We start from the raw sequence: 26017 nt of genomic DNA on the forward strand, positions 1-26017 counted from the left end.
GAACGCGCGCCGCAGGCGCGTCAGTCGGCGTAGACCTCGAACTCCGCGATCTGGAGGCCGGGGGCTCCGTTGTTGGCCGTGCCCTGGACGCGGACGTAGCGGCGCTCGGCGGTGGGGATCGCGATGTCGACGGTGTTGTTGTCGCCGGTCGGGTCGAAGACGTAGTCGGCCGCGGGGACGTCGGTCGTGAAGTGCTCACCGTCGCTGCTGCTGAGGACCTCCAGCCGCTGGGTGCGTCCGCCCCAGCCGCCGTTGAGCTTCAGCGTGACGCGGGAAGTGGCGACGGGGGCGCCGAGGTCCACGGTGAGGGACTGCGGGGCGGTGAGCGCCTCGCTCTCCCAGTAGGTGTTGGTGTCGGAGTCCACCGCGTTGGCGACGGGGAAGCCCTCGTGGGAGCTGCTCGCGGTGACCGGGCGGCCGGCGGCGAGGTTGCCGACGGTGCTGCTGACCACGCGGCCGCTGACGTGGACCTGGTAACGGCCCGCGGACGTCCCGTCGGACACGGTCAGCGAACCGTTGCGGTCGCCGCGCTGGGTGGGCGCGAAGCGGATGCCGACGGTGCAGGACGCGCCGGGTGCCAGGAAGGCGCCGCAGGTGTCGGCGAGGGTGTAGACGCCGGTGATGCTGATCGACGCGATCCGCGCGGGCCTCGCGGTGGGGTTGGTGAGGGTGACGGTCTGCGGGTCGCTGGTGCTGCCGACCGCGTCGGTCTGGAACGACAGGGTCTGGTCCAGGCCGCTGACCTGGAGCGGTCCGGGCGCGGGGTAGCCGCAGCGGCTGTCGGACCAGCCGTGGTCGCCGTGGCCCCGGGCGAGGGTGAAGCCGGAGCCGCAGTCGTACCGGCCGCCGGCGCCCAGGCCGAAGGCGTTCACGGAGTCGGCCTCCGCGGACCCCGGCGCGTTGAACTGGAAGGCGAAGGTGCCCGCGCGGGCCACCGTGTCGCGGGCGAGGTGCACGTGGTCGACCGAGGAGCCGAGGAACTGGACGGCCTCGTAGGCACTGTCCTGGATCACGTTGTCGTGCACCTCGACGTCGCCGTCCAGGGGCGCGTCGGCTGCCCAGAACCACAGGGCTCCCTCGCCGATGTGCGAGAAGAGGTCGAGCGTCCCGGTGCGCTGGAGCAGGTTGCCGGCGATGGTCGTGGTGCCGGACAGCGGGACGGCTCCGAAGCGGTTGCCCACGTGGATGCCGCCGCCCTGGACCAGGGTGTCGGAGACCGCGTTGCCGATCACCTGGTTGTCGCCGCCGCCGTACACGGCGATGTTGTTGGCGAGGGCGGGGTTCTTGACGGTGTTGTGCGCGAAGACGTCGCCGGTGTCGGGGTGCTGGTCGGACCACATCGCCAGGCCGTCGTCACCGGTCCCGCGGACGTAGCTGTCGGTGACCGAGGAGTGGGTGACGCCGTCGTGGAAGTTGACGCCGTCGGCGGTCTGGTCGAGGACGCGCAGGTGCGACAGGGCCAGCCCGTCGAACGGGCCGTCCATCCAGACGCCGACCTTGGTGTGCTGGATCCACAGGTCGTCGACGGTCGAGTGCGCCAGCGCGCCGCCGATGCCGTTGACCTGGTCGGCGTCGTCGCGCTCTGCGACCTCGCCGAAGAGCGCGAAGTCGGCCAGGTGGACGTCGGAGCTGACATCGGGCGCGTACCTGCCGTAGACGCCGACACCGTCGCCGCGCAGGACGCTGTACCACGGGCCGCTGCCGCGCACGGTGACCCGGTCGACGATCAGGTGCCGGGTGACCTTGTACGTGCCCGGCGGTATCCACACCGTCCGCCCGGTGCCGGAGGCGGTGTCGATGGCCTTCTGGATGGCGTCGCTCGCATCGGTCCTGCCGGTCGGGTCGGCGCCGAAGGACGTGACCGGCAGGGCGCCCCGGGGCTGCCGCGCGGGGGCGGCGACCTGCTCGAAGTCGGCGGTGTCGACGAGGTACCAGGGGGCGGTGTCGCCCTTGCCGATCTGGAGCCGCACGGTGCTGCCGGCCGGCAGGGTGCGGCCGAACATCAGCCGGGCGTCGTCGTAGATCTGCCGCCGACCGCCGTCCGCGGGGTCGTTGGACCACGGGTACTGGCCGTAGTACCAGCTGTAGCGCGAGGTCACCGGGAGGGAGGCGGCGAACCGTCCGTCGACGTAGGCGCCGAGCGTGGCGTCGATCCCCCGGCCGTCGGCGGAGTCCGGGACGCTGTAGCGGACGTTGACCGCGTCGGCGGCCTTCTTCAGGCGGAACTCCACGTACTGTCCGGGCTTCTCCAGCCGGACGGCCCGGCGGCCCACGGCTTCGGCCGCCGGCGTTCCGTAGGCCCAGTCGGGACCGATCACGGTGCCGTTGGTCCGCCCGTCCTCGGCCTGGTACTCCAGGAAGGGCACGCGGGCGCCTGCCCCGCCGCCCAGGTCCGCGCCGGACACGCCGTGAGCGGGCGCCACCGCGGGAGCGGGGCGCCGCGGGCTCAGCGCGTCGGCGGGTTGGGCGAGTCCGGCCAGAACGACGGCGACCAGCGCGGCCATCGGCGCGCGCATGCCTGTCCACCTCATCGTGAATGTCCCCAGTGGCCTAGTAGTTGGCGGGTCCCGCTTCACCTGGATCCCGGGGGCCGATCGCCGCCGGAAGACCCGCGGGTCTCCGGGCAGTCAAGCAGCGACGGGACGTGGCAACAAGATATCCATGAGGTTTCGCAAAATACTGACTTCTGCGCGACGGAAGCAGACGGTTGACGACGTACATCGGCGACAGCCAGTCGTGGCAACGCGTCCGCATCCCGCCGCGGGGAGCGTAGGAGTCCAGCCGGCTGATCCGCGGTCCCGGTGATTCGCCCGGCGGGCTTGCCCTGTGCCCGCATGGCGGCCAGGGTCGGGAGTGCGTCGCTGAAGGTGTGCCGGACACCACCGACGCCCCTACGAGGCCGTCGACGACCGGACCGTCCGGGTCCGGCTGCGCCGTCCCCGCTCCGCTGTTCCCCGCCGGACCGACCGGCCCCCGCGACCTGGACAGCTGCAAAGTTCTTCACCGAGCCGGGCTTCGGGCCCGGGAAGGGGCCGAGCAGCCGGGCGGCCGCGGGGACCGGCTGAGCGAACTGCGCGAGAACGGGGACCGGCACGGCGTCGCCACCCGGCTGGACATCGTCAACGGCGCCGGACGCAGCGACCTCGCCGTCCTCCCGACCGCGCCCTCCTTCCTGTCGGAACAGGTCGAAGGGTCGGCAGGCCGCCGACCCGCTCCGGCGAGCCCGCAGCGCTGACGAGGAAGCTCCCCGACACAGGGTCATGGTGTCGGGGAGCCTTCGGGGAGCTGTCCGGGCCCCGGACGTCTCCGGGCCCCGGCGGCCTCGGTCAGCCGACGAGCGTGGCGTACTGGTAGTAGGTGTTGCCGTTCTCGTCGCCGGAGTGCGAGCGTCCGACCAGGAGTTCGCCGGCGCCGGCCGTGGAGGAGCTGCTGCTCTCCCGGTAGGGGCCGACGGTGTGCTGGTTCTGCAGGCTCAGCTCCCTGCCCTGGTAGGTCAGGTACGCGGTGCGGTACTGCGTGTTGCCGTTCTCGTCGCCGGAGTGCAGCCGCCCGATGATGACCTCGTCCTCGGGAGCGGTGAAGGACGAGTTGCTCTCCTTCTGCGCGTCGGACCAGGGCTCGGCGTTGACCGTCACCTGGTAGCCGTCGATGAGGATGCGGGCGCAGTAGTACGTGGTGCCACCGTTCTCGTCACCCGAGTGCGCGCGGCCGATCATCACGTAGTTCGCCGGGCACTGGAAGGCGATTCCGCTGGATTCCTTGATCGTCTGCGGAACACCAGCGATGATCTTGATGGTGCTCGTGGTTCCTGCCGGCCGGGCGGTGGCGACGCCGGTGCCCATGGTGGCAGCGAGGACGCCGAGCACGCCGACTACGGCGGCGCGACGGCCCATGCGGGGCAGACTGGTCATGGTGGTCCCTTCTCGGACTTGCCCGGGTGGGTGGTGCCTCCAGAAGGATGGGCACGTCGGCATATTCGTGCCAGGACTTATCAGGCCGCCTGCAATTCCGCCGGCAACAATGCCCCGTTGTCTCGTTTGCTGGCCATTGACACGGCAAATGACGCCATGCGCGCGCAGCTCATTGCCCCTGCCGACCGGCGGAGCATAAATGCACTCCGGCGGGAATTCTTCGAAGCGGTGCCGAAATGCGCGTACGGAAATGGCGTGTTCCCGCCCTGCCGCGCACGGGCCGCCGGTCGTCGGCCGCCGCACCGGCTCGTGGCCGGGAATTCCCGGCCGGGCGACAACCGAAAGCGCCGCCCGGGACGGCCCGGCGGTCATCGGCCGCCCGCGGTCGGGCTCGCCTCGGGCCGGCAAGGACAGGCGCGCGCGAGGCCCTCAGGATGCGGCGGGACGGCCCGTAGGGGGCGGGCACGGCCGCGGCGCCGGCCGCCAGGGGGGCGAACCCGTCGCTCATCCGGCGGCGGCGGCAGCGGCGACGCGCCCGGTCTCGCCCGTGCAGATGCGTCCCGCACGGGGGATGACGCACTCCCGTGCGCTGGCTAGGCTCGGACCGGATGTGGGAGCGCTCCCATGCGCTCGTCCGCATCCGGCCCTCCCGCCGAGGGTCCTCTCCCCCCACGAGAGCACGGAGGACGACTGTGACACCCCCCATCGGCACCCCCCGCCCCGCAGCGGCGGCCGGACCGCCCACGCGCGGGTCGAGGCTGCGCAAGGCCGCAGTGCTCGGCCTGGCCGCGGGCCTCGCCGCCACCGGCATCGTGCTGGGCACCGAGGCCACCGCGGGCGCCGCGGCGCAGGGCAGCCTCCCGGCCGGGACCCAGCTCTACCACGACCCCCACTCGCAGGTCGCGCGCTGGGTCGCGGCCAATCCCGGCGACTCCCGCCAGCCGGTCATCGCGCGGCGGATCGCCTCCCAGCCGCAGGCGATCTGGTTCTCCAACTACACCCCCTCCACCGTCACCAGCGACGTCAGGACGGTCACCTCGGCCGCGGCCGCCGCCGGACAGGTGCCGGTGCTGGCCGTGTACGAGATCCCCAACCGTGACTGCGGCGGCGCGTCCGCCGGCGGTGCGCCGGACCTGGCCTCCTACGACGCCTGGGTGCGCGACTTCGCCGCCGGGCTGGGCAGCGGCCAGTCGGTCATCATCCTGGAGCCCGACTCTGTCTCCCTGACCACCTGCCTGTCCGCGCAGCAGCAGGCCGACCGCTTCGCCTCGCTCTCGCGGGCGGGCGCCGCCATCCACTCGGCCGCGCCCCACGCGAAGGTCTACCTGGACGGCGGCCACTCGGCCTGGAACAGCGCCTCGGAGCAGGCCAACCGGCTGCGCAGCGCCGGTATCCTCAGCAACGCCGACGGCCTGTTCACCAACGTCTCCAACTTCAACACCACGGCGAACGAGGTCGCCTACGCCAAGAACGTGCTGGCCGCGCTGGGCAACCCGTCCTCTCTGCACGCCGTGGTGGACACCAGCCGCAACGGCAACGGTCCGGCCGGCGGGGGAGCGTGGTGCGACCCGGCGGGCCGGGCGATCGGCGCCTACCCCACGACCAGCACCGGAGACGCGGCGATCGACGCCTTCCTCTGGGTCAAGCCGCCCGGCGAGGCGGACGGCTGCGCCGGAGCCGCGGGCACCTTCCTGCCGGACGTGGCCTACGCCCTGGCGTCCGCCGGCGCGTCGGACCCCACTCCGCCGACGTCGACCCCGCCGACCACCCCGCCCACCAGCACCCCGCCGCCGACCACCCCGCCCACCAGCACGCCGCCGCCGACCACGCCGCCCACCACCACCACTCCGCCGGCGAGTGGGGCCTGCGCGGTCACGTACAAGGTCGCCAGCGCCTGGACGGGCGGCTTCACCGCGGACGTGACCGTGCGCAACACCGGCGGCAGCGCGGTCAACGGCTGGTCGCTCCGCTGGACCTTCCCCGCCGACCAGAAGATCACCAGTGCGTGGAACGCCGGGACCACCCAGTCCGGCGCCACCGTGACGGCCACGGATCTCGGCTACAACGCGACCGTCCCGGTCGGCGGTTCCACCGGCTTCGGGTTCCAGGGGACGGGCTCCGGCGCGTCCTCGCCCGCGGCGTTCACCCTCAACGGCGCCGCGTGCAGCGTGGGCTGACGCCGGCCCGGACGGGTGGTGCCGGCCGGCCCGGAAACGTCCGGGCCGGCCGGCGGCCCGGCTCCCGGCCAGGGCGCGCGGGGCCGGCGGCGGGTGCCGGAGTACGCCGGCACCCGGCTCAGCCCTGCGCGCGTTCCGCCACGGGCTGCCACTTCTCCCACAACGCGAGACGCTGCTCGTAGTCGGCCTTGGCGATTCCGAGCGGCGCCGCACCGAAGAAGCAGCGCAGCGGCGGCTCCTCGGCGTCCACGATCTCCAGTACGGCCGCGGCGGACGCGGTCGGATCGCCCGGGGTGCCGACCCGCTTGCGCCGCTGCTCCTGGACCTCCTTGTGGAAGTCCGCGTACGCGGGCAGCGGCTCGGACGTGCTCGACGAGGACCCCGCCCAGTCCGTGGCGAACCCGCCGGGCTCGATCAAGGTGACCTTGATGCCGAACTGCGCGACCTCCTGTGCCAGCGCCTGGCTCATGCCTTCGAGCGCCCACTTGGACGCGTGGTAGATCCCGACCAGCGGGAAGGCGCTGATGCCTCCGATGGAGGAGACCTGGAGGATGTGGCCGCCGCCCTGCTCCCGCAGGAACGGCAGCGCGGCCTGGGTGACCCACAGGGCCCCGAACAGGTTGGTCTCCAGCTGGGCGCGCGCCTCCGCCTCGGTCAGCTCCTCGACCAGGCCGAAGTGGCCGTAGCCGGCGTTGTTGACCACGACGTCGAGCCGCCCGAACCGCTCGTGCGCCTGGCGGACGGCCGCGAAGTCGGCTTCACGGTCCGTCACGTCGAGACGCAGGGGCAGCAGCCGCTCCCCGTACTTCTCGCGGAGGTCGGCCAGGGTGGACAGGTCGCGCGCGGTCGCGGCCACCGAGTCGCCGCGTTCCAGAGCGGCGACGGCCCACTCCCGGCCGAAGCCGCGCGAGGCACCGGTGATGAACCAGATCTTCTGCGTCATGGTGTGCTCCTCAAGGAAAGTCGTCACCTGTACGGTCGGTCACGCCTCGGTACTTCTTCCACCAGCCAACACCTTGGAGTGGACTCGAAGGCAACTGACATGGCGCGCCGGCGTCGGTCACTTCCGCGAGGCCGGGCGACGCGTGGGTGCGGGTGCTCTCCCCGGTCAGCGGCGCCCGGTGGCCAGGATGACGAGGAACTGGCCGCCGCCCGGCTGGATGTCCGCGGTCACCGGCAGTCCCGGCACCAGCCGGGAGAACCGGTCCACCAGCCAGTCCGCCGCCTCCTGGGCGTCGCGGCGGGTCGGGCAGCGGCCCACCATCTCACGGCCCCCCTTGCGCTCCAGCCTCCCGGCGACGGTGAGCAGCGTCGCGGGCTCGACCACGTACAGCCGGTCCGGCCAGGCGATGACCGCCTCGACCGCGCCCTTGCGGGTGTTGCACCCGCGGTGCGCGAGCCGCTCGGCGACCTTGGCCTTCCGGTCGGCGGTCCGGCTGTCCACGCTGGGCCCCCGCGGGTCGTTCACCGACATCTCGGGGTCGACCGGCTCGTCGCACACCCAGCACCGCCAGCCGTCACGCTCGGCCACATCATCAAGGAGACTCACCCGAGCAAACTACCGCGCCGGGCCGTCGCCCCCGCAGGGGCTTGTCGTGCGCCGCGTGGGCGGCCCGTCGGCGGCGCGATCAGCGGTGCCGGGAGCCGCCGTCGACGTGGACCGTCTCGCCCGTCACCCACCCCGCACCGAGGAGCCACAGGGCGGCGTCGGCGACGTCGTCGAGCGTCCCGACCCTGCCGGTGAGGGAGGCCGCGGCGGCGCCGTCGTACAGGGCGAGGCGGCGCTCGTCCGGAAGCCGGTCCCAGGTGCCGGAGTCGGTGATGCCGGGGGCGAGGGCGTTGACCCGCAGCGGCGCGAGCTCGACGGCCAGGTGGGTGACCAGCGCGGCCAGGGCGGCGTTCGCGGTGCCCTTGACGACGGTGCCGGCCTTGGGGCGCCATCCCACGATGCCGGAGAAGAACAGGAACGATCCGCCGGCGGGCATCCGGGGGGCGAAGTGCTTGGCCAGCAGCAGCGGGCCGATGACCTTGGCGGAGAAGGCGGCCTGGATCTTGTCGTGTTCGAGGTCGGGAAGCGGCACGTCGTGGTGGGCCGACGCGGTGGAGACCACGTGGTCGAAGGTGCCGAGTGACCGCGCGGCCCGCGCGATGGTGGTCTCGTCGGTGACGTCGATCCGGACGTGGCCGGGGCCGGACCGGGTGGCGACCACGACGTCGGCGCCGTCCTGCGCGGTGCGCCGTACGACGTCGGCGCCGATGCCACGGGCGCCACCGACCACCAGGATGCGTTTGCCTGCCAGGTTCTCGCTCATGACCAGCACGGTATACATTCGCTACCGGTATCTTCAACGCTACCGGGAGGACACTCGTGGGCACTGCGTACAACGTCATGGCGGCGACCTGCCCGAGTCGCACCGTGCTGCACCGCATCGGGGCGCGGTGGACCGTGTTCGCCGTCAACGCACTCGAGGACGGGCCGATGCGCTTCACCGAGCTGAAGGCGCACATCCGGGGGATCACCCCCAAGGCCCTCACCGAGACGCTGCGCGCCATGGAGACCGACGGCCTGCTCACCCGGACCGACCTGGGCGGCAACCCGCCGCACGTCGAATACGCGCTGACCGACCTCGGCCGCTCCCTGCTGGTGCCGCTGCGCGCCGTACGGCAGTGGGCCGAGGCGCACGTCCCGGAGATCCTCGCGGCGCGCGAGCGAGCAGGCGTCGAGGACGGCTCGAACTGACGGTTCCTGCGCGGGCGCTTCGGCATCTCGAAGTCCCGCGTGCCAGCCGGCCCGGCCAGTCGTTGCCGCGGACTGTCAGTCAGTCGACGGATGCGTGGGCGGTGGTGCGGAGTGGACGCTGTGGTGGTCAGTCCCGCACCGCGAGAAGAGGTTCCCGTGTCCCACGACCTTCCCGACGTCCCGGCCGGCCGGCGGCCGTCCGCCCGCACGACGTTGCTGTCCCTGCGCGTCCACTGGATCGTCCACCCGCGCAACCGGGTGCCGATGCGCGCCGACTTCCGCTACGACCCGGGGGCGCCGCTCATCGTGTCCCTGGACCTGCACCCGCCGCAGGAGGCTTCCCTCACCTGGGAGATCTCCCGTGACCTGCTCTACGAGGGCGTGCTGGGACCGAGCGGCACGGGAGACGTGCGGGTGTGGCCGGTGTCCGGTTCCGCCCGTCCTGCGGTGTTCCTGCGCCTGTCCCACGGCAACGCCGCCGCCCTGTTCGAGATCGGGCGGATCGGGCTGGAGGACTGGCTGCACGAGACGTACGACCTGGTGCCGCCGGGCACGGAACTGGACGGTCTCGACTGGGACGCCGCGGCGGCGGAGCTGAGCGCGGACCGCTGAGCGCCGCCCCCGGCCCCGGCGGCGCCGGCCCGGCCGGGCCGGCGCTCGCGGGCCACCGGTCCGGCGGCGGGCGATCAGAGGGTCTTCACCAGACCGCCGTCGATGGTGAAGTCGGAGCCGGTGACGTTGCCGCTGCGCTCGCTGCCGAGGAGGAGGGCGAGGTCGGCGACTTCCTCGGGGCGGGTGAAGCGCCCGGTGGCGATGCCGCCGAGGCCGGTGACGATCGCCTCCCGCGCGGCCTCGCGCTCGATGCCCATGGCCTGGGCGACGGTGTCCGCCATGCCGCCGGAGGCCAGCCAGATGTCCGTCTCCACCGGGCCGGGGCTGATGGTGTTCACCCGGACGCCCTGCGGACCGACCTCCTTGGAGAGGGACTTGGCGAAGCTCGCCAGCGCCGCCTTGGAGGCCGCGTAGTCGACGATGCCCGGGTCGGGGAGCACCGCGTTCACCGAGCCGATGTTGACGATCGCGCCCCGGTTCTCCAGCAGGTGCGGCAGCGCCGCGCGGCTGGCCCGGACGGCGCTCAGCAGGTTGATCTGGAAGGTGCGCGTCCACTCCTCGTCGGTGATCGACAGGAAGCCGCCGAGGCGGGGGGTCACCGCGCCGACGTTGTTGACCAGGACGTCCACCGTGCCGAAGTGCGTGACCGCCGCATCGACGAGGGCGGCGGCGCCGTCCGCGGTCGCCAGGTCCACGGCCATCGGCAGCACGTCGTACCGCTCTGCGAGCGAGGCCAGTTCGGCGCCGGGGGTGCGGGCGCCCGCGGCGACGTGCGCGCCCTCCTGGGCGAAGGCGCGGGCGACGGCGAGTCCGATGCCGCGGCTGGCACCGGTGACGACGACGGTCTTGCCCGTGAGCTGCAGGTCCATGAGGGAACCCTTTCTGGATTGATCGATACATATACTGGGTGTGCGAACAGGACCGCCGGGCCGGGGCGCTCGGTCCCGGGCGCCCGGTCCTGGGCGCTCAGTCCAGGGCGCGGAGCGCGGTGTCGATCGCGTCCTCGGTGAAGGCGCGGTCGGCGCGGGCCTGGCCCATCACGCGCAGCCCTTGGATGAAGGTGGTGAAGAAGCGGGCGAGCGCGGCCGGCTCCTTGTCGGAGGCCAGCTCTCCCCGGGCCCGCGCCCGTACGAGGGCCTCGGTCAGCGCCGACTCGACGCGCCGCATGGTGGCGGAGACGCGGGCGACGGTGGCGGGGTGGCCGGCCCGCTCGGTGGCCGAGTTGACGAGCAGGCAGCCGCGCTCGGGGGCGGCGAGATCGGCCTCCATCAGCCCGGTGAGCAGCGACCTGAGGGCCGGCCGCACCTCCTGCGCCTCCTCCAGGTTCCGCACCAGCTCGCCGGCCTGGCCGGTGCAGTACGCGGCCAGGGCGCGTTCGTAGAGCCCTTCCTTGGAGCCGAAGGCGGCGTAGAGGCTTCCGCTTCCGATGCCGAGTTCCGCGGTCAGGTCCTGCAGCGAGGTCGCGGCGAAGCCTTGGCGCCAGAACAGGTCCATCGCGCGCTCGACCGCCCGGTCGGTGTCGAACTCTCGTGGTCGTGCCATGTCCTCACTGTAACCATTATGGATTGAACAATCAAATACGGATCGGGTGGCCTGGCCCACGCCCCGGCACCGCGGGTCGGCGCCACGCCGTAGTCGCCCTACGCAAGCGCCGCGGGCCGCCACTCGGCCATCGTGAGAGCCCACCGCAACGAAAAGGAGCACCGACATGAACCCGACCGCCGGACGCCCCGTCGTCTTCATCCACGGCCTGTGGCTGCACCCGACCTCCTGGAACCCGTGGGTCGAGTTGTTCCGGGAGCGCGGCTACGCACCCGTCGCCCCCGGCTGGCCCGGGGTGGCCGCCTCGGTGGAGCAGTCCAGGAGCGATCCCGACAGCATCGCCGACCAGGGCATCGACGACGTCGTCGCGCACTACGCGCGGATCATCGACGGCCTCACCGAGCCGCCGGTCCTCGTCGGGCACTCCTTCGGCGGGATGATCGCCGAGAAGCTCCTCGGGCAGGACCGCGCGGCGGCCGCCGTCGCGATCGACGCCGCCCAGATCAAGGGAGTGCTGCCGGTCCCGCTGTCCTCGCTGCGGGCGACGCTTCCCGTCTTCCGCAACCCGGCCAACAGGCACCGCGCCGTTTCGCTCACCCCGGAGCAGTTCCGCTTCGCGTTCGGCAACGCCGTCTCCGCCGAGGAATCGGCCGGGCTCCACGCCCGGTGGACCATCCCCGCTCCCGGCAAGCCGCTCTTCGAGGCCGCGGCCGCCAACTTCTCGCCCCACTCGCCGGCCGGCGTGGACACCGGCAACGCGGGCCGCGGGCCGCTGCTCCTCGTGATGGGGGGCCGGGACCACACCGTCCCCGAGGCGATCACCAAGGCCACCCTCAAGCAGTACCGGGGCTCCGGCGCGGTGACCGACCTGATCGAGTTCGCCGACCGCGGGCACTCCCTCACCATCGACAGCGGATGGCGTGCGGTCGCGGACGCCGCCCTGTCCTGGCTGGCCGAGCAGGGGCTGTAGTCCGGCGGACCGGGGCGGTGACGGTCGCGCGCCGACACGTGGTCGTGCGCCTCCCACCCGGAGATGGGAGGCGCACGCCATCCGTCAGCTGTGCGTGGCGAGCAGGCTGACGTTGCCGAAGGTCCAGTTGCCCGGCGGGGTCGACCAGCCGCGGGTGAACCCGGTGAAGGTGCCGGAGGCATCGGGTCTGGCGGTCCAACTCAGCATGGCCACCGAGCCGTCCGCGTAGCCGTACATCGCTGCGACGTCGTCCCTGCCGTCGCCGTTGTAGTCGCCCGTGACCACCTTCATGTTGGGGTAGTACATGTTGTCCGGCGGGATGGTCCACGCCTGGTAGGGCGCGTTGAAGCCGCCGGAGCCGTCGGACTTCGCCGTGAGGGTGTGCAGGGCGTCATGGCCATCCGCGGCGTCATACCAGATGACCATGTCGTCCTTGCCGTCACCGTTGAAGTCCCCGGCCTGCGGGAAGGCACGGACGAAGGTTCCCCAGGTGGCGCTGGTCCAGGACGGTTTGGGGGTCTGGAACCCGCCGGTGGGGCCAGCCAGGAAGCTGAACGTCGTCAGATGGCCGTCGTTGTAGCCGTAGAGCGCGCCGATGTCGTCACGGCCGTCGCCGTTGAAGTCGCCGGTGACGAACTTCATGCTGTTCACGTCCCAGTTGCCGGGCGTGGCGGACCAGGACTCGAACGGCGCGTTGAACCCGCCCTGCACGGTGGCGGTGAAGGTGAACAGGCCGTCGGAGCCGTCGGCGAAGTTGTACCAGGCGGCGACGTCGTCGCGGCCGTCGCCGTTGAAGTCACCCGACTGCACGCTGACGTGATCGAAGTACCACTGCCCCGGCGGCACGCTCCACGACGCGGTCGGAGTCTTGAAGCCGCCGGTGCCGTTGTTCAGCGCGGTGTAGAGCTTCACCGAGCCGTCCTGGAACCCGTACAGGAAGGCCGCGTCGCCCAGACCGTCGCCGTTGTAGTCGCCCGTGACGAGCTTCATGTGCGGCCCGTACCAGATGTCGGCCGCCGAGGTGTACGAGGCCGACGGGGTGGTGAGGGTTCCGTCGGAGAGGGCCGAGAAGGTGTGCATGCCGTCGTGGCCGTCGGCGAAGTTGTACCAGTCGGCGACGTCGCTGCGCCCCTCGCCGGTGTAGTCGTGGCGTGCCGCGGTGCCGCTGCTCCACTGCGACTGCCCCTTGACGTTGTAGACGACGAGGCTTCCCCGGTCCTGGAGCAGCGCGTACCCGCCGGCCTGGTGGGTTTTGGACGACCACAGCGCGGTGCTGCCGTCCGGCTTGTACAGCACCAGGTTGCCGTCGGCCTGCATGACCGCGGTGGCACCGGGGTTGCCGCTCGTCCCCGTCGACCACACCGTCGAGCCGCTGTTGTTGGTGATCACCAGGTTGCCGTCGGTCTGCATCGTGAGCTTGACCGAGCGGGACGCGAAGCCGGCGCCGGAGGTCAGAGTCGTGCCGGCCGGGATGCGGGTGCCGCCCACGACGCCGTCGATGCTGAACTGGGCGCCGTAGCCGGTGAGGGTGTTGCTGGTGTACTTCCCGAACCAGCCGACCATGGTGTTGTCGGCCTTGCGGGCCCACAGGTCGGGCTTCCCGTCGTTGTCGAAGTCGGCCGCGCCGAGCGCCGCGTACGCCGCGGTCAGTCCGCTGCCGACCTTCACGCGCTGCGCCGGATCGCCCCACGTGGTGGGGTCGACGACACCGGGCTGCTCTCCCGTCCTGCCGAGAGCGCGCAGCAGGTCGCCGCTGGTGGTGTCGCGCAGTAGCAGGTCGGGCAGCCCGTCACCGTTGAGGTCGCCGGGGGCGATGACGGTGAACTTGTTCCAGTCGTTGCCGCCGACGACGACCGGCTCGCCGTGGATGTCCAGGCGCTTGGTGGCGCGGTCGCCGTAGTAGGCCCACAGGAGCTTGCCCTCCTTCACCAGGAGGTCCGGGGCGCCGTCGCCGTTGAGATCGCCGGGGGCGATGATCTGGTCGGCGTCGTGCCAGTGGTCGTCACCCGTGGTGCACCCGTCCGGATTGTCGTCGGTGGGTTCGGTGGCGGCCGGGCAGGCGACCGTCAACGCCTGCTTGCCGCCGTCGATGCCGGAGACGGTGGCGATGCCGGAGCCGTTGTTCGGGTACTCCCACAGGTCCTTGGCGGCCCCGGTCGCGGCGGGTTCGAGGGTGACCAGGTCGTTGTAGCCGTCCTGGCCCCAGTCCCCGCGCGAGGCGACCTGGGCGGCGTCGAACGACTGGCCGCCGTTGGTGGCAGAGGAGAAGTCCCCGTCGCCCTGACCGGCATAGGTGAGCAGGGTGCCGTTGGAGTCGACGTTCCAGATGTCGTCGTTGCCGTCGCCGTTGAGGTCCGCGGGAGCGTCACGTACGCCGGAGCCTGCCGCGTAGTACACGTACGTCGCCGTGTCCGAGCGGTTGCCGGCCGCGTCGATGCTGAAGGCGTACATGAAGTGCGGGCCGTACCCGGGTGGCGTGACCGGCACGGTGGCGGTGGCGCCCCCGGGCGCGGGGACGTAGTTCACCTGCGGGTCGTAGTCGGTGTACCAGCCGTACTCGGCGGCGTCCTTCACACCGTTGGCAGCGATGGTGAAGTCTGCTGTGGCGCGCGCCTTGCCGGTGTTCGCGGGCCATCCCGCGTCACCGGGTGGGAAGACCGTGGAGTTGATCCGCGGGGGCATGGCGGGCCGGGTCCGGTCGACAGAGAAGGTGCAGGTCTGCGACCACTGCGAGGTGGCGTTCATCGGGTCGGTGGCATTGGCCTTCCAGGTGTAGCTGCCGGTGGGCAAGTTCGCGTCGGGTACCACGAGCGTGGCGACCCGCCCCTTCAGGGCGGGGATCGTCTGGTTGACCACCGCGGTGCTCGACCCGGCCGGGAACACCTGGAACCGGGCGGTGAGGTTGCCCGCGTCCTGGTCATCCACCGTCGCGTGGAGGCTGACGGTCGTGTTGCCGATCAGACCGCCGGCGGTGCAGCTTGTCTTGGGGTTCGTGCCCAGACCGTTGGGCTGACCGGGGGCGTGGTTGTAGGTGGTCTCCAGGACCGCGGTCTTGGGATCGAACTTCTTCCAGCCGTAGGTGTCGGCCTCGTTGCCCGCGTAGAGGCCGAGCGTGACGCTGGAGTTGGCGTGCGCCGCGGCTTCCTTGATCTTCGGGGTGAGATCGAACTCGAGGTTGCCCGCGGGCACGTCGCCCCAGCCCTTGGCGTCGACGACGGTGGCCAGGGGATCGGACCCGATCCTGGCCGGTTGGTGGTTCCAGGTCGACTTCGAGGAGATCGGCCCGGTCTGCCAGAGGTCCACCGGGGTCTTCTGGGGGGACCAGGACCACACGTTCTTGATCCGGAACGTCGAGGAGATGACCGCGGCGTGCTCGATGTTGGAGATGTCCCACTGGAAGAAGGAGCGGGACAGTCCGTAGGTCTCGTTCTCGTACCCGACGCGGGCGACCTCGTTGGCGTTCCAGTACGAGGTGTTGGGGTACTTCTTGTAGACCCGGGTCCAGTTCTGGCGTTTGCCCCAAGCCCAGGACGGGTCGATGTAAACCGGGTACCGGGTGTCGGCGCCGGTCAGCAGTGACTGGTCGGGTGTGATCGACAGCGTCGAGCCGTTCACCGAGGTGGCCATCTGGGCGTCCTGCGCGCCGGGGGGCGGCTCGAAGGTGTCAGCCGGAGTGCCGTCCGCGGTGTCGGCCGGCTCAGCTGCGGCCGCCTTCGTCCACGCCGTCCTGGTCGCGCTCGGTGCCGTCCCGTCACTGGACTGCGTGGTGGAGTCCCACATCAGCGGGGTGGGACTGGTGAACACGCTCTGCCCGGCGGGGTCGGTGGCGGTCACGCTGCCGGTGTCCGTGTCGGTGGCCACGGTCAGTCCGACCGTGCTCATGGTGTAGCGCAACGTGGCCAGCGCCGGGTTCTGCGCGGCTTCGGCCGTCTTGACCACGATGAGCTGGGAGAAGCCCTCGACCTCGGCTTTCAGTTGGAGGTCGACGCCGGGAAGGATGTCGGAGTAGGTGGCCACGTTGCCGTCGAGCACCGGCACCGGCAGCGCGGTCGGCCACGACAGGGTCAGCGTGCGGCCGTCCTTGACACCGGACAGCAGCGGGCCGCTGCCCCCGCCGGAGAAGGTCACCGCGACCGTCGCCGCCTTCGGGACCACCGAGCCGTCGGGTGCGAAGACCAGCGTCGGGTCGGTCGGCACCCATGCGCCGCCGCGGAAGACCCGTACGGGGGAGCCGTAGCGCCTGACGGAGAAGGTGCCTGACGGGTTGGCCCACTCGTCCGACAGCTCCGTGCGCGCGGAGACCACTTCGGCCGGCTGCCCGGTCGACTGCGCCTGCTGCAACGCCTTGTCCTCGTCCGACACCGAACCGTCGTCGGCGCTTCCGGAATCCGCGGCCCCCGCCACTGTCGCAGCGGAATGCGCGACATTGCCCGGAAGGGGACTCCGCGATGCCGCCGAAGCGGCCGCAAGCGGAAGGAAACCGGCCGCCACGGTCGCCGAGGCGACCGTGGCGGCTATCGCCGCAAAACCTCGGAATCGCCGTCGCGGCGCCGCCCCACCGGGCTTTATTCGGAACATCGCATTCCTTTTTCTCGTCCTTGCATGCCGCAGGGACTCTATAGGGGCGCACCGCGTCGGTGCAGGACGCGGTCAAGACCTTCGCAGGTGACGGTAGGCGATGCCGCGTGACGGCAGGTGCGCGCGGGGCGGTCGGGAAGCCGCGTGCGGCGGGTGGCGGACATGCGCACAGACCTGAATCGCCATTTGTCCGTTTTGCAGATACTTGACGAAATGCGTCATGTAGGTTATTGCGCGCGGTGGCTTATTTCGGCACGGGTGATTCGGAAATACTTTTCGACGCGGTCGATGCTGGTCGCTCGGAAGAGTGTGGTGCTAATGTCGGCCGTCAATTGCTGACAGTTGCTGACCGGGCAAGGGGTGGGGGCGGCGTGAGCTGGTTCGGTGTGCGTTCGGCGGCGGTGTCCGCGGTGGTCGCACTCGCGGTGGGGCTGCTGCCGGCGGTGACCGTCGCGGACGCCTCGTCGGGGCTCTCGCTTCCGGGCGTGAGGCAGCCGAAGGCGGTACCGGTGACACCGGTGGCCTTCGGCGGCGGCACGGCGCGCCCGGATGCCGCGGCCGCGCCGTGGAAGGCGCCGAAGGTCGTCTGGCCGGGCGCCGGCCAGGCCGAGGCCGACCTTTCCGGGACCGCGGTGCGGGCAGGGCGCCTCCCGGTGCACGTCGGGTCGGTGGGCCGCGCCCTGCGGGCGGACACCGCACGGCCGTCCAGGGTCCGGGTGACGGTCGCCGACCGCAAGACCACCCAGCAGGCGGGTGTCGACGGCGTACTGCTGTCGGTCGGCCGCGCGGACGGCGTCGAACAGCCGGGGCCGATGAAGGTCCAGGTGGACTACGGGCAGTTCAGGAACGCCTACGGCGGTGACTGGTCCGCCCGGCTGCGGCTGGTGCGGCTGCCCACGTGCGCCCTGACGACGCCCGGCCTGGCCCCCTGCCAGCTGCGCACACCCGTTGCGACCACCAACGACCCGAAGGCCGCCACGCTTTCGGCGCAGGTGACCGCACCCGCTTCCGGCGCGACGGTGCTGGCGGCCGAAGCGGGCGCGTCGGGCTCCTCGGGAACGTACACGGCCACGTCGCTCGCACCATCGGGCTCGTGGAGCGCCGGGGGGTCGACCGGCGCCTTCGGATGGGCCTATCCGATGGCGGCGCCCGCCGTGCCTGGCGGCCTGCAGCCCTCGGTCGCCCTGGCATACAACTCGCAGGCCGTCGACGGCCAGACGGCCGCGTCGAACAACCAGCCGTCCTGGGTCGGAGACGGCTGGTCGTACGCGCCCGGCTCCATCGAACGCCGCTACAAGTCCTGCAACGACGACCAGGACGGCGGTACCAACTCCGCCAAGGTCGGCGACATGTGCTGGTACAACGACAACGCGACGCTGTCGCTGGGCGGCAAGTCCACCGAGCTGGTCTACGACGCGACCCACGGCTGGCACCCGGCTGACGACTCCGGCGAGAAGGTCGAGAAGCTCACCGGGGCGGTCAACGGCGACCAGGGTACGGCAGGGGTGGACGGCGCCGGCGAGTACTGGAAGGTCACCTCCACCGACGGCACGCAGTACTTCTTCGGCCTCAACCGGCTGCCGGGCTGGACCGGATCGTCGACACCGGAGACGAACTCCACCTGGACCGTCCCGGTGTTCGGCAACCAGTCCGGCGAGCCCTGCTACAACGCCTCCTTCGCCTCGGCCTGGTGCCAGCAGGCGTGGCGCTGGCAGCTGGACTACGTCGTCGACGTCCACGGCAACGCGATGGCGTACTACTGGGACAAGGAGACCAACAACTACGGCCGCGACGTCAGCCTCACCACCGGCAACGCCACGGTCACCCCGTACACCCGCGGAGGCTACCTGGACCACATCGACTACGGTCTGCGTTCGGACGCGGTCTACTCCGCCAAGGCCATGGGCAAGGTCACCTTCGCCACGTCCGAGCGGTGCCTGAGCGCTTGCGGAACCTTCGACACCGACCATGCGACGAACTGGCCCGACACCCCGGTCGACCAGTACTGCAAGGACGGCTCGACCAAGTGCGCCGAGCAGTTCTCCCCGACGTTCTGGTCGCGCAGGCGCCTGACGAGCGTGACCACGCAGGTACTGACCGGCGGCGCCTACAGGAACGTCGACTCCTGGCAGCTCGACCAGGGATTCCCGCCGGCCGGCGACGGCATCTCGACCCCGATGTGGCTGAACTCCATCACCCGCGGCAGCACCGACGCCACAGGGAAGTTCACCGCCCTGCTTCCACCGGTCACCTTCGGCGGCGAGCAGCACGCCAACCGGGTCGACAAGACCGGTGACGGGCTCGCCCCGTTCGTCCGGCTGCGGATATCGCAGATCACCACCGAGACCGGCGGCACCATCGGGGTGTACTACAACGACCCCGGCTGCACCGCCACGTCGCTTCCTGCCGCCGACGCCACGAACACCACGGCGTGCTACCCGGTGAAGTGGGCGTACGAGGGCGACACCGCGAAACTGGACTGGTTCAACACCTACACCGTCAGGCAGGTCGTCGAAGGCGACGACCTGTCGGCCACTCCGGACAAGGTCACCTCGTACACGTACCTGCAGGGCGCGGCCTGGGCCAAGTCGACCGACGAGTTCGCCAAGGCCGACGACCGTACGTACTCGATGCAACGCGGCTACGGACTGGTCCAGACCCGCACCGGCGCCGGGTCCGACCCCAGGACCCTGAGCGAGACACGGTACTTCCGTGGCATCGACGGCGCCGCCGTCATGGACTCCACCGGCGCCGCGGTGACCGACCGCGAGCAGTTCGCCGGCATGCCACGCGAGACCGCCACCTACGACGGCGACGACACCTCCCGGCTCGTCACCGCGACCTCGTACACCCCCTGGCGGTCCGGCGCGACCGCCACCCGCGCGCGCACCGGGCTGCCGGACCTGTCCGCCTACCACACCGGCACGTCCGATCAGCGGATCCGCACCACCGTGACCGGCGGCACGCGCACGACCGCGACACACAGCACCTTCGACGCCTACGGCATGGTCGCCACGTCCTCCTCCGCCGGCGACACCGCCAGGACCGGCGACGAGTCCTGCACGACCACCACCTACACCCGCAACACCGCGGAATGGCTGCTCGACAAGGTCGCCGAGCTCAAGACCGTCGACCGGACCTGCGACGTGACGCCCGCGCTCCCCGCGGATCTCAACGCCGACACGCGCACCTACTACGACGGCGCCACCGCGCTCACCACGGCGCCCACCAAGGGCAACGCCACCAAGGTCGAGCAGATCAACGGCACCGGATCGGGCTACGACCAGGTGACCGCCACCCCGGTGGCCTCCTTCGACATCTACGGCCGGCCGCTGTCGGTGGCCGACGCGTACGGGAAGTCCACGACCACCGCCTACACCCCCGCCACCGGCGAGGTCCCCACCCAGACCGTGGTCACCAAACCGCTGAGCCTGGTGGTCACCACCACCTACGATCCGCGCCGCGCACAGCCGTTGACGGTCACCGACGCCAACTCCCGTGTCACCAGCCTGACGTACGACGCGCTGGGCCGCACGACCCAGCTGTGGACACCGGCGCACACCCAGGCCGCGTACCCGAGCACCCCCTCGGAGAAGTTCAGCTACACGGTACGCAACGACGGCCCGATCGTGGTCACCACCGACACGCTCAACTACGCGGACGTCTACCAGCCCTCCTACTCCTTCTACGACGGCATGCTGCGTCCCTACCAGACCCAGGCGCCCTCGCCGGACGACTCCGGGCGGCTGGTGACCGAGACGCTGTACGACACGCGCGGCCTCGCCTGGCGCAACTCCGGCACCTACTACGCCGACGGCGAAGCGGAAGCAGCCCCGGTCACCGGGCAGGAACTCAAATACCCCGCGTCCACGGACACCTTCTACGACGGCGCCGGCCGCGTCACCCAGTTGCTCAACCGGAGGTTCGGCGACCCCGCGGAGAGCAGCACCACCACCTACACCGGCGACACCACCACCGTGATACCCCCGCTCGGCGGCACGGCCACCACCACGGTCGTCGACGCGCTCGGCCGCCCCACCGAGCTGAAGCAGTACACGGATCCGGCCCGTACGCACGCGCAGTCCACGGTCTCCAGCTACGACGCCCACGGCCGGCTCTCCCAGGTCCAGGACCCCACGGGCGCCCAGTGGACCTACGGCTACGACACCCGGGGCCGGCAGACCAGCGCGACCGACCCCGACAAGGGCGCGTCGACCACCGCCTACGACGGCGGCGACCGGGTCACGGACGTCACCGACGCACGCGGCTACAAGCTGCACACCACGTACGACGACCTCGGCCGCAAGACCAGGCTCACGTCCACCTACCAGAGCGCCACGACGACCCTGTCGGACTGGACCTACGACTCGGCCACGGGCGGCAAGGGCCTGCCCGCGAAGGCCACCCAGTACATCGGCGGCCAGCCCTACAGCAGCGAGGTCACCTCCTACAGCACGCTGTCGCTGCCCGCGATCACCCAGGTGACCGTCCCGGGCACCGGCGGCCTGGCCGGCACCTACAAGTGGACGACCGCGTACTACGCCACCGGCCAGGTCAAATGGACCCGCCAGCCGGCGATGGGCGGACTGCCGCAGGAGGACATCACCCCGCTGTACACGGCGAACTCCGCCCTGCCCGTCACCCTCGCCGCCGGCTCCGACCCGATCGTCTCCCAGACCGTCTACGACCACTACGGCCGTGACGTGCGCGAGGAGTACGGCGCCTTCAGCCGCAAGGTCTACAGCTCCCAGCAGTACGACGAGCACACCGGCGCCCTCACCGACCAGATCGTCGACCGGGACACCGCACCCGAGCGCATCGACACCAGCCACTACGCCTACGACCAGGCCGGCAACGTCACCTCGATAGCGGACACCACCGGCCAGGACGCCGCCGCGGTCACCGACACCCAGTGCTTCACCACCGACGCCCTGCGCCGTATCACCCAGGCCTGGACGACCGGCACCGACAGCACCTGCGCCCAGGGCGCCTCGGCCACCACGGTCGGCGGCCCCGACGCGTACTGGACGTCCTACGGCTACGACGCGGTCGGCGACCGCACCACCGAGACCCAGCACACGACCGCCTCCGGCCCGGCGACCGACACGGTCCGCACCTACGCCCAGCCCGCCGCGGGCACGCACAACCTGCCGAAGGTCACCCAGACCGGAGCCGCCCCCGGCACCGACGACTACACCTACGACGCCGACGGCAACACCGCCACCCGCACCCTGGGCGGCAGCCCCCAGCAGACCCTGAACTGGGACCCGCAGGGCCACCTGGCCTCGGTCACGCAGGCCACCGGAACCGTCGCCTCCTACACCTACGACACCGACGGCAACCGCCTGACGGCGAAGGACGCCTCCGGCGTCACCCTCTACCTCCCCGGCGGCAACGAACTGCTCCTGAAGCCGGACAACAGCCTCGTCGGCACCCGCTACTACGGCTACAACGGCAAAGCGGTCGCACTGCGCACCGCCGGACTGATCAGCTACCTGATCGCCGACCCACACGGCACCGCCACCACCCAGATCGACGCCCTCACGCAGGCCGTCACCCGCCGCCAGACCACCGCCTTCGGCGCCCCGCGCGGCACCCCCGCCCAAGGCTGGCAGGGCACCAGGGGCTTCGTCGGCGGTACCACCGACTCCTCCACCGGCCTCACCCATCTCGGCGCCCGCGAGTACGAACCCGCCACCGGCCGCTTCATCAGCGTCGACCCGCTCCTCGAATTCGACAAACCCCAGAGCGTCGGCGGCTACGCCTACGCCGAGGACAATCCCGTCACGCAGAGCGATCCCAGCGGTCTGGAATCCTGCTATCCGGTCTACTGCGGCGGCGACCACGGCACCTACGGCAACCTGCCCCCGGTCCCGCCGCCGTCGAGCGACGGCGCGGGTGGCGGCGGTGGCGGCACCGGTGGCGGTGGGGGCAGCGGTGGCGGTACGGACCCGTGCGCCAACGCCGCGACGGTCTTCTGCTCCCTCGGGCTGCCGGAACCGAACCACAACCTGGCCAAGCCCAACTTCTCGCAGATGATCCAGAACGAGATCGACGTCTGCACGGCCACGTACAGCGCGTGCGGAGCCCACGACGACCGCGAGCTCTGGAACTCCGCGATGCAGATCGCGGATGCCTTCGTCGAACTCGGCCTGCGCAACGGCGTGATCGTCCGGCACGGCCAGGTGCTCACCCCCAACGCCCGGCACACCTTGCCGACGGAGGTCGTCGAAACCCTCACCGGAGGTCCGGGCCTGGGGTCGATGATCGTCGCTCTCGGCGGCGGGGAACTGCCGCCGGTGGGAACGCTCTTCTCGAAGATCGGCGGTGCGGCGAAGCTGCGATCCGCCCTCCCGAGATCCGCGGCGTTCTGCAGCTTCGATCCCAAGACACCGGTCCTCATGAAGGGCGGAAAGACCAAGCCCATCGCCGAGATCGAACCCGGTGACCGGGTCGCCTCCGCGGACCCCGGCACGGGGCTTCGGCAGGGCGACCGCCCGGTGACGGCCCGACTGGTGCACCACGACGACGACTTGGTCGATCTCGTCCTCCGCAGGACCGACGGCAAGCCGGCCACCGTGCACACCACGTCACGCCACCCCTTCTGGGACGCCGGCACCCACACCTGGACCCCGGCCGCGGAGCTCCTCCCCGGCCACCTGCTCGCCACCGCCACGAACGGACGAGCGTCGGTCGTGGCGGTCCACCCGCTGCCGGGCTCGGCCGACATGTACAACCTGACCGTCGAGGATCTGCACACGTACTATGTGCTGGCGGGAAACACGCCGGTGCTGGTGCACAATGCGGGATGTGATGAGTGGGCGGCGAAATTCCAAATCAGGAACGGTGGTGAAATCAAGACCTTCTTCGGCCCCCGCGAGGACCGAGCGATGGGTCCGTACAGGCCCAAGGGACCAGGTACCCCGATGCTTAATGAGGAGTGGTTCTATCACACCGTGGTGGTCAAGGATGGCAAGGTCTATGATCAGTGGCATCAAGGTGGTATAGATGCCGACGATTACAAGACGCGATTCGACTACGGCGACGATATGGAATTCGGGTTCTGACCATGACCATGCCGCTTTCTGAGTTCATGCCCGAGCTGAGAAGGCACCACGGCATCTATGTGATGCGGAAAACCTACGAGGGGACCTGCGCCTTCTTGACTGGATACGAGCTGGGCTCGGAGCGCCCCGCGCTCAAGGCATTCCACAACTGGCTCGTTCCCCGAGGCAAGGGGCGCCCCGAACTCTACTGGCCGCAACTCGTCCTCTGCGAGATCTATGAGGACGGTGCCCTGCCGGACATTCGCTATCTCACGCCAGAGGAAGATGAGCGCGCAATCGAGGTTCTGTTCGAATTGCTCGAAGAGTACTTTGCGTCATGCTCGGCAGCGTGATCGTGAGGCCGGCGCGGAGATGGGCTGGGCGGGACTCCCGTTCGGTCCACCCCTTCGGGGTCGGGGCGGGTGGCGACCGCTCAGGTGTCGAGATGCTGCGGCAGGGCGAGCCAGTCCGACCAGGAGATTCCGCGGCCGAGGAAGCGTGGCCGCTCGAACGGCCATGCGGCGGTGATCCACTGCGGCACCAGCGCGTCGAGGGCCTGCTCGACCTCGCCGCCCACCAGCTCGTCCACCACCCACCAGGAGATCTCGCCGTCCGCGCCGGCCTTCTCGGGTGGGTCGATGTAGACGCAGCCGAGCAGAGCCGTCTCCGCCGCGTCGAACAGCGCGTAGTTGAAGGACTGGTGTGCGGCGATCTCCTTCTCGTGGCGCAGCAGGTCGGCCTGGTCGGCCTCGTACGTCATGGTGGCCGACGGCCAGCCCCAGGCCGGGCCGAAGATGGTCCACAGCCGCTCGCGTGAGCCCATCACCGCCGGATAGTCGAGCGGGGTGTCCGACTCCCGGATCGGCCGCAGGTGATGAGCGCCGCCCGGCAGCGGAATCAGGACGGGGTGGACGAAGTCATCGGGAAGCCAGCTCATGGAGCCCGACCGTAGCAGCGCTCCGCCGTCGGCTGCCCCGGATCGGTCCGCCCGGGCGGCTTCGGGCCCGAGGAGCAGCGGGCTACGGCAACTCGACGCAGCCCCTGCTGTCCTCGTAGACGCGTATCCGGCGTGCCTGGTCGCCCCCGGCCTCGTTCGCCGCGCGGTTCGGGTCGGCCACGTCGATGGTCCACGGCCGGCTGCTCTGGTTCCAGCTCTCCGCCCGCGGTATCGGCATCACCGCGTGGGCGTGCTGGCCCCAGGACTGCGAGAGCGCGAGGATGGAGCGGTCGCCCTGCTCGAAGGCGTCGCGGCTGCGCTCGGACGCGCCGACGGGGTCGTGGGTGCTGCCCTCCGGGAACTGCTCCACCAGGTAGGACAGCGACTCCCCGCCGACCTGGTAGCCGTGCTTGATGTTGATCTCGTCGTCGGTGTCCATCGCAGAAGCCGTCACCGCGCGGGCCGCCCCGACCGGCTCTCCTCGTGCCGCCTTCCGGCGGTCCCGGCGTCGACGGTTTCCTCGTCGTAGAGGTCCTGCACCCAGTTGCTCTGATAGACGGTGTCGAGGTACCGCTCGCCGAGGTCGGGCGCGATGGCGACCGCGGTCAGTTCGCGGGCGTCCCTGCGGGCGAGCCAGTTCATGGCGCCGCTGACCACGGTGCCGGTCGAGCCGCCGAACAGGAAGCCGCGCCGGGCCATGCGGTGGCAGGTGCGGACGGTCTCCGCCTCCTCGACGAGAAGTGCCTCGTCCACGAAGGACTCGTCGAGCAGCGGCGGCCGGATGCTCATGCCGAGGCCGGGGATCATCCGGCGCCCGGCCGGTCCGCCGAAGGTCACAGAGCCGGCGCTGTCCACCGCGACGATCCGCACCGGCCGGTGCCAGGCGCGGAACCAGCGGGCGCACCCCATGAGGGTTCCCGTGGTGCCGGCCCCCACGAACAGCACGTCCAACTCGGGGAAGGCGCGGGCGATGGCCGGCGCCGTCCTGCGGTAGTGCGCCTTCCAGTTCGCGGGATTGGTGTACTGGCTCAGCCACACGCAGTTGTCGTCGCGGGCGCAGAGGTCGCGGACGTAGTCGAGCCGCGCGCGCAGGTACCCGCCCGGCGTCTCCCGCGCCGGGACGACGTGCACCTCGCTGCCCAGCGCCTCCATCATCAGCCGGGTCGTGAGGTTGCAGCGGGAGTCCGTCACGCACAGGAAGCGGTAGCCCTTGCTCGCGGCGATCATGCTCATCGCCACGCCGAGGTTGCCGGACGAGGACTCGACCAGGAGCGATCCGGGGGTCAGGGTTCCGTCGCGCTCGGCCGCGTCGACCATTTCACTCGCCGCTTTCAGCTTGATGGAGCCGGCGAAGTTCAGCCCCTCGCATTTGAGGAACAGGGACCGGCCGAAGATCGGCTGGAGGTCGACGTAGAGGTCTTCCTCGTTGAAGGCGTGGGGGACGGTGATGGTCGTCACGGTTGTCTCCTCCTTTGGTGGAGCACCTCCGGGAATCCCACCGGCG

The 26017-nt window shown here is 71.0% G+C and carries 18 protein-coding genes; 7 read left to right on the forward strand and 11 right to left on the reverse strand.

Annotated elements, in window-relative coordinates; genetic code table 11:
- Positions 1–20 precede the first annotated feature (20 nt).
- Positions 21–2516 carry a discoidin domain-containing protein gene (locus V2S66_RS13670; protein ID WP_330795072.1) on the reverse strand — a complete coding sequence of 832 codons (2496 nt, stop codon included), beginning with the start codon at positions 2514–2516 and terminating at the stop codon, positions 21–23.
- A 353-nt stretch (positions 2517–2869) separates the two neighbouring features.
- Between V2S66_RS13670 and V2S66_RS13675 the strand changes: the two genes are divergently transcribed.
- Positions 2870–3235 carry a hypothetical protein gene (locus V2S66_RS13675; protein WP_330795074.1) on the forward strand — a complete coding sequence of 122 codons (366 nt, stop codon included), beginning with the start codon at positions 2870–2872 and terminating at the stop codon, positions 3233–3235.
- 91 nt (positions 3236–3326) lie between these two features.
- Here V2S66_RS13675 and V2S66_RS13680 read toward each other — a convergent pair whose 3' ends face one another.
- On the reverse strand, positions 3327–3911 hold the full coding sequence (locus tag V2S66_RS13680; RefSeq protein ID WP_330795076.1) for a hypothetical protein: 585 nt from the start codon (positions 3909–3911) through the stop codon (positions 3327–3329).
- A gap of 692 nt (positions 3912–4603) precedes the next feature.
- Between V2S66_RS13680 and V2S66_RS13685 the strand changes: the two genes are divergently transcribed.
- Complete coding sequence (locus tag V2S66_RS13685; RefSeq protein ID WP_330795078.1) at positions 4604–6088, forward strand: glycoside hydrolase family 6 protein; 1485 nt, start codon at positions 4604–4606, stop codon at positions 6086–6088.
- A gap of 118 nt (positions 6089–6206) precedes the next feature.
- Here V2S66_RS13685 and V2S66_RS13690 read toward each other — a convergent pair whose 3' ends face one another.
- The 3 genes from V2S66_RS13690 to V2S66_RS13700 form a co-directional block, all read right to left on the reverse strand.
- A complete protein-coding gene (locus V2S66_RS13690) occupies positions 6207–7031 on the reverse strand; it encodes an SDR family oxidoreductase (protein ID WP_330795079.1) in 825 nt (274 codons plus the stop codon).
- A gap of 165 nt (positions 7032–7196) precedes the next feature.
- Positions 7197–7637, reverse strand: coding sequence for a hypothetical protein (locus V2S66_RS13695; RefSeq protein ID WP_330795081.1), 441 nt, complete (start codon positions 7635–7637; stop codon positions 7197–7199).
- Positions 7638–7716: 79 nt separating this feature from the next.
- Entirely contained in the window at positions 7717–8400 is a 684-nt protein-coding gene (locus V2S66_RS13700; RefSeq protein ID WP_330795083.1) for an SDR family oxidoreductase, read from the reverse strand.
- A 56-nt stretch (positions 8401–8456) separates the two neighbouring features.
- Here V2S66_RS13700 and V2S66_RS13705 point away from each other — a divergent pair, with 56 nt between their 5' ends.
- Together V2S66_RS13705 and V2S66_RS13710 are read left to right on the forward strand one after the other, a co-directional pair.
- Positions 8457–8828 carry a winged helix-turn-helix transcriptional regulator gene (locus V2S66_RS13705; protein ID WP_330795085.1) on the forward strand — a complete coding sequence of 124 codons (372 nt, stop codon included), beginning with the start codon at positions 8457–8459 and terminating at the stop codon, positions 8826–8828.
- A gap of 156 nt (positions 8829–8984) precedes the next feature.
- Positions 8985–9440 carry an SsgA family sporulation/cell division regulator gene (locus tag V2S66_RS13710; protein ID WP_330795086.1) on the forward strand — a complete coding sequence of 152 codons (456 nt, stop codon included), beginning with the start codon at positions 8985–8987 and terminating at the stop codon, positions 9438–9440.
- A 74-nt stretch (positions 9441–9514) separates the two neighbouring features.
- Here the strand turns inward: V2S66_RS13710 and V2S66_RS13715 are convergent, their stop codons facing one another.
- Positions 9515–10309 (reverse strand): oxidoreductase, encoded by a 795-nt coding sequence (locus tag V2S66_RS13715; protein ID WP_330795087.1) that lies wholly within the window; start codon positions 10307–10309, stop codon positions 9515–9517.
- Between the two features lie 97 nt (positions 10310–10406).
- The gene (locus V2S66_RS13720; RefSeq protein ID WP_330795088.1) at positions 10407–10982 is read right to left on the reverse strand and encodes a TetR/AcrR family transcriptional regulator; all 576 of its coding nucleotides are present in this window, start codon (positions 10980–10982) and stop codon (positions 10407–10409) included.
- A 166-nt stretch (positions 10983–11148) separates the two neighbouring features.
- Here V2S66_RS13720 and V2S66_RS13725 point away from each other — a divergent pair, with 166 nt between their 5' ends.
- Positions 11149–11952, forward strand: coding sequence for an alpha/beta hydrolase (locus V2S66_RS13725; RefSeq protein WP_330795089.1), 804 nt, complete (start codon positions 11149–11151; stop codon positions 11950–11952).
- An 84-nt stretch (positions 11953–12036) separates the two neighbouring features.
- On the opposite strand, the gene V2S66_RS13730 is transcribed toward V2S66_RS13725, so the two are convergent.
- Positions 12037–16314: an FG-GAP-like repeat-containing protein gene (locus V2S66_RS13730; protein WP_330795091.1), complete on the reverse strand. Its 4278-nt coding sequence runs from the start codon at positions 16312–16314 to the stop codon at positions 12037–12039.
- A gap of 587 nt (positions 16315–16901) precedes the next feature.
- Here V2S66_RS13730 and V2S66_RS13735 point away from each other — a divergent pair.
- The gene (locus V2S66_RS13735) at positions 16902–23597 is read left to right on the forward strand and encodes an RHS repeat-associated core domain-containing protein (protein WP_330795093.1); all 6696 of its coding nucleotides are present in this window, start codon (positions 16902–16904) and stop codon (positions 23595–23597) included.
- Between the two features lie 2 nt (positions 23598–23599).
- Positions 23600–23929 carry a hypothetical protein gene (locus V2S66_RS13740; protein WP_330795095.1) on the forward strand — a complete coding sequence of 110 codons (330 nt, stop codon included), beginning with the start codon at positions 23600–23602 and terminating at the stop codon, positions 23927–23929.
- Positions 23930–24009: 80 nt separating this feature from the next.
- On the opposite strand, the gene V2S66_RS13745 is transcribed toward V2S66_RS13740, so the two are convergent.
- The 3 genes from V2S66_RS13745 to sbnA form a co-directional block, all read right to left on the reverse strand.
- On the reverse strand, positions 24010–24513 hold the full coding sequence (locus V2S66_RS13745) for a GNAT family N-acetyltransferase (protein WP_330795097.1): 504 nt from the start codon (positions 24511–24513) through the stop codon (positions 24010–24012).
- Positions 24514–24595: 82 nt separating this feature from the next.
- Positions 24596–24952, reverse strand: coding sequence for a hypothetical protein (locus V2S66_RS13750; RefSeq protein ID WP_330795099.1), 357 nt, complete (start codon positions 24950–24952; stop codon positions 24596–24598).
- 11 nt (positions 24953–24963) lie between these two features.
- Positions 24964–25971, reverse strand: a complete 1008-nt coding sequence (gene sbnA / locus V2S66_RS13755; protein ID WP_330795101.1) for a 2,3-diaminopropionate biosynthesis protein SbnA — start codon at positions 25969–25971, stop codon at positions 24964–24966.
- Between the last annotated feature and the right edge of the window lie 46 nt (positions 25972–26017).

This window comes from Actinacidiphila polyblastidii, assembly GCF_036353415.1.
GTDB lineage: Bacteria > Actinomycetota > Actinomycetes > Streptomycetales > Streptomycetaceae > Actinacidiphila > Actinacidiphila polyblastidii.

Excerpts from the sequence above, each read along its gene's own strand:
- V2S66_RS13680 (WP_330795076.1), bottom strand. The coding sequence starts at position 3,911 with ATGACCAGTCTGCCCCGCATGGGCCGTCGCGCCGCCGTAGTCGGCGTG.
- V2S66_RS13745 (WP_330795097.1), bottom strand. The coding sequence starts at position 24,513 with ATGAGCTGGCTTCCCGATGACTTCGTCCACCCCGTCCTGATTCCGCTG.
- V2S66_RS13750 (WP_330795099.1), bottom strand. The coding sequence starts at position 24,952 with ATGGACACCGACGACGAGATCAACATCAAGCACGGCTACCAGGTCGGC.
- V2S66_RS13740 (WP_330795095.1), top strand. The coding sequence starts at position 23,600 with ATGACCATGCCGCTTTCTGAGTTCATGCCCGAGCTGAGAAGGCACCAC.
- V2S66_RS13725 (WP_330795089.1), top strand. The coding sequence starts at position 11,149 with ATGAACCCGACCGCCGGACGCCCCGTCGTCTTCATCCACGGCCTGTGG.
- V2S66_RS13700 (WP_330795083.1), bottom strand. The coding sequence starts at position 8,400 with ATGAGCGAGAACCTGGCAGGCAAACGCATCCTGGTGGTCGGTGGCGCC.
- V2S66_RS13720 (WP_330795088.1), bottom strand. The coding sequence starts at position 10,982 with ATGGCACGACCACGAGAGTTCGACACCGACCGGGCGGTCGAGCGCGCG.
- V2S66_RS13715 (WP_330795087.1), bottom strand. The coding sequence starts at position 10,309 with ATGGACCTGCAGCTCACGGGCAAGACCGTCGTCGTCACCGGTGCCAGC.
- V2S66_RS13690 (WP_330795079.1), bottom strand. The coding sequence starts at position 7,031 with ATGACGCAGAAGATCTGGTTCATCACCGGTGCCTCGCGCGGCTTCGGC.
- V2S66_RS13670 (WP_330795072.1), bottom strand. The coding sequence starts at position 2,516 with ATGCGCGCGCCGATGGCCGCGCTGGTCGCCGTCGTTCTGGCCGGACTC.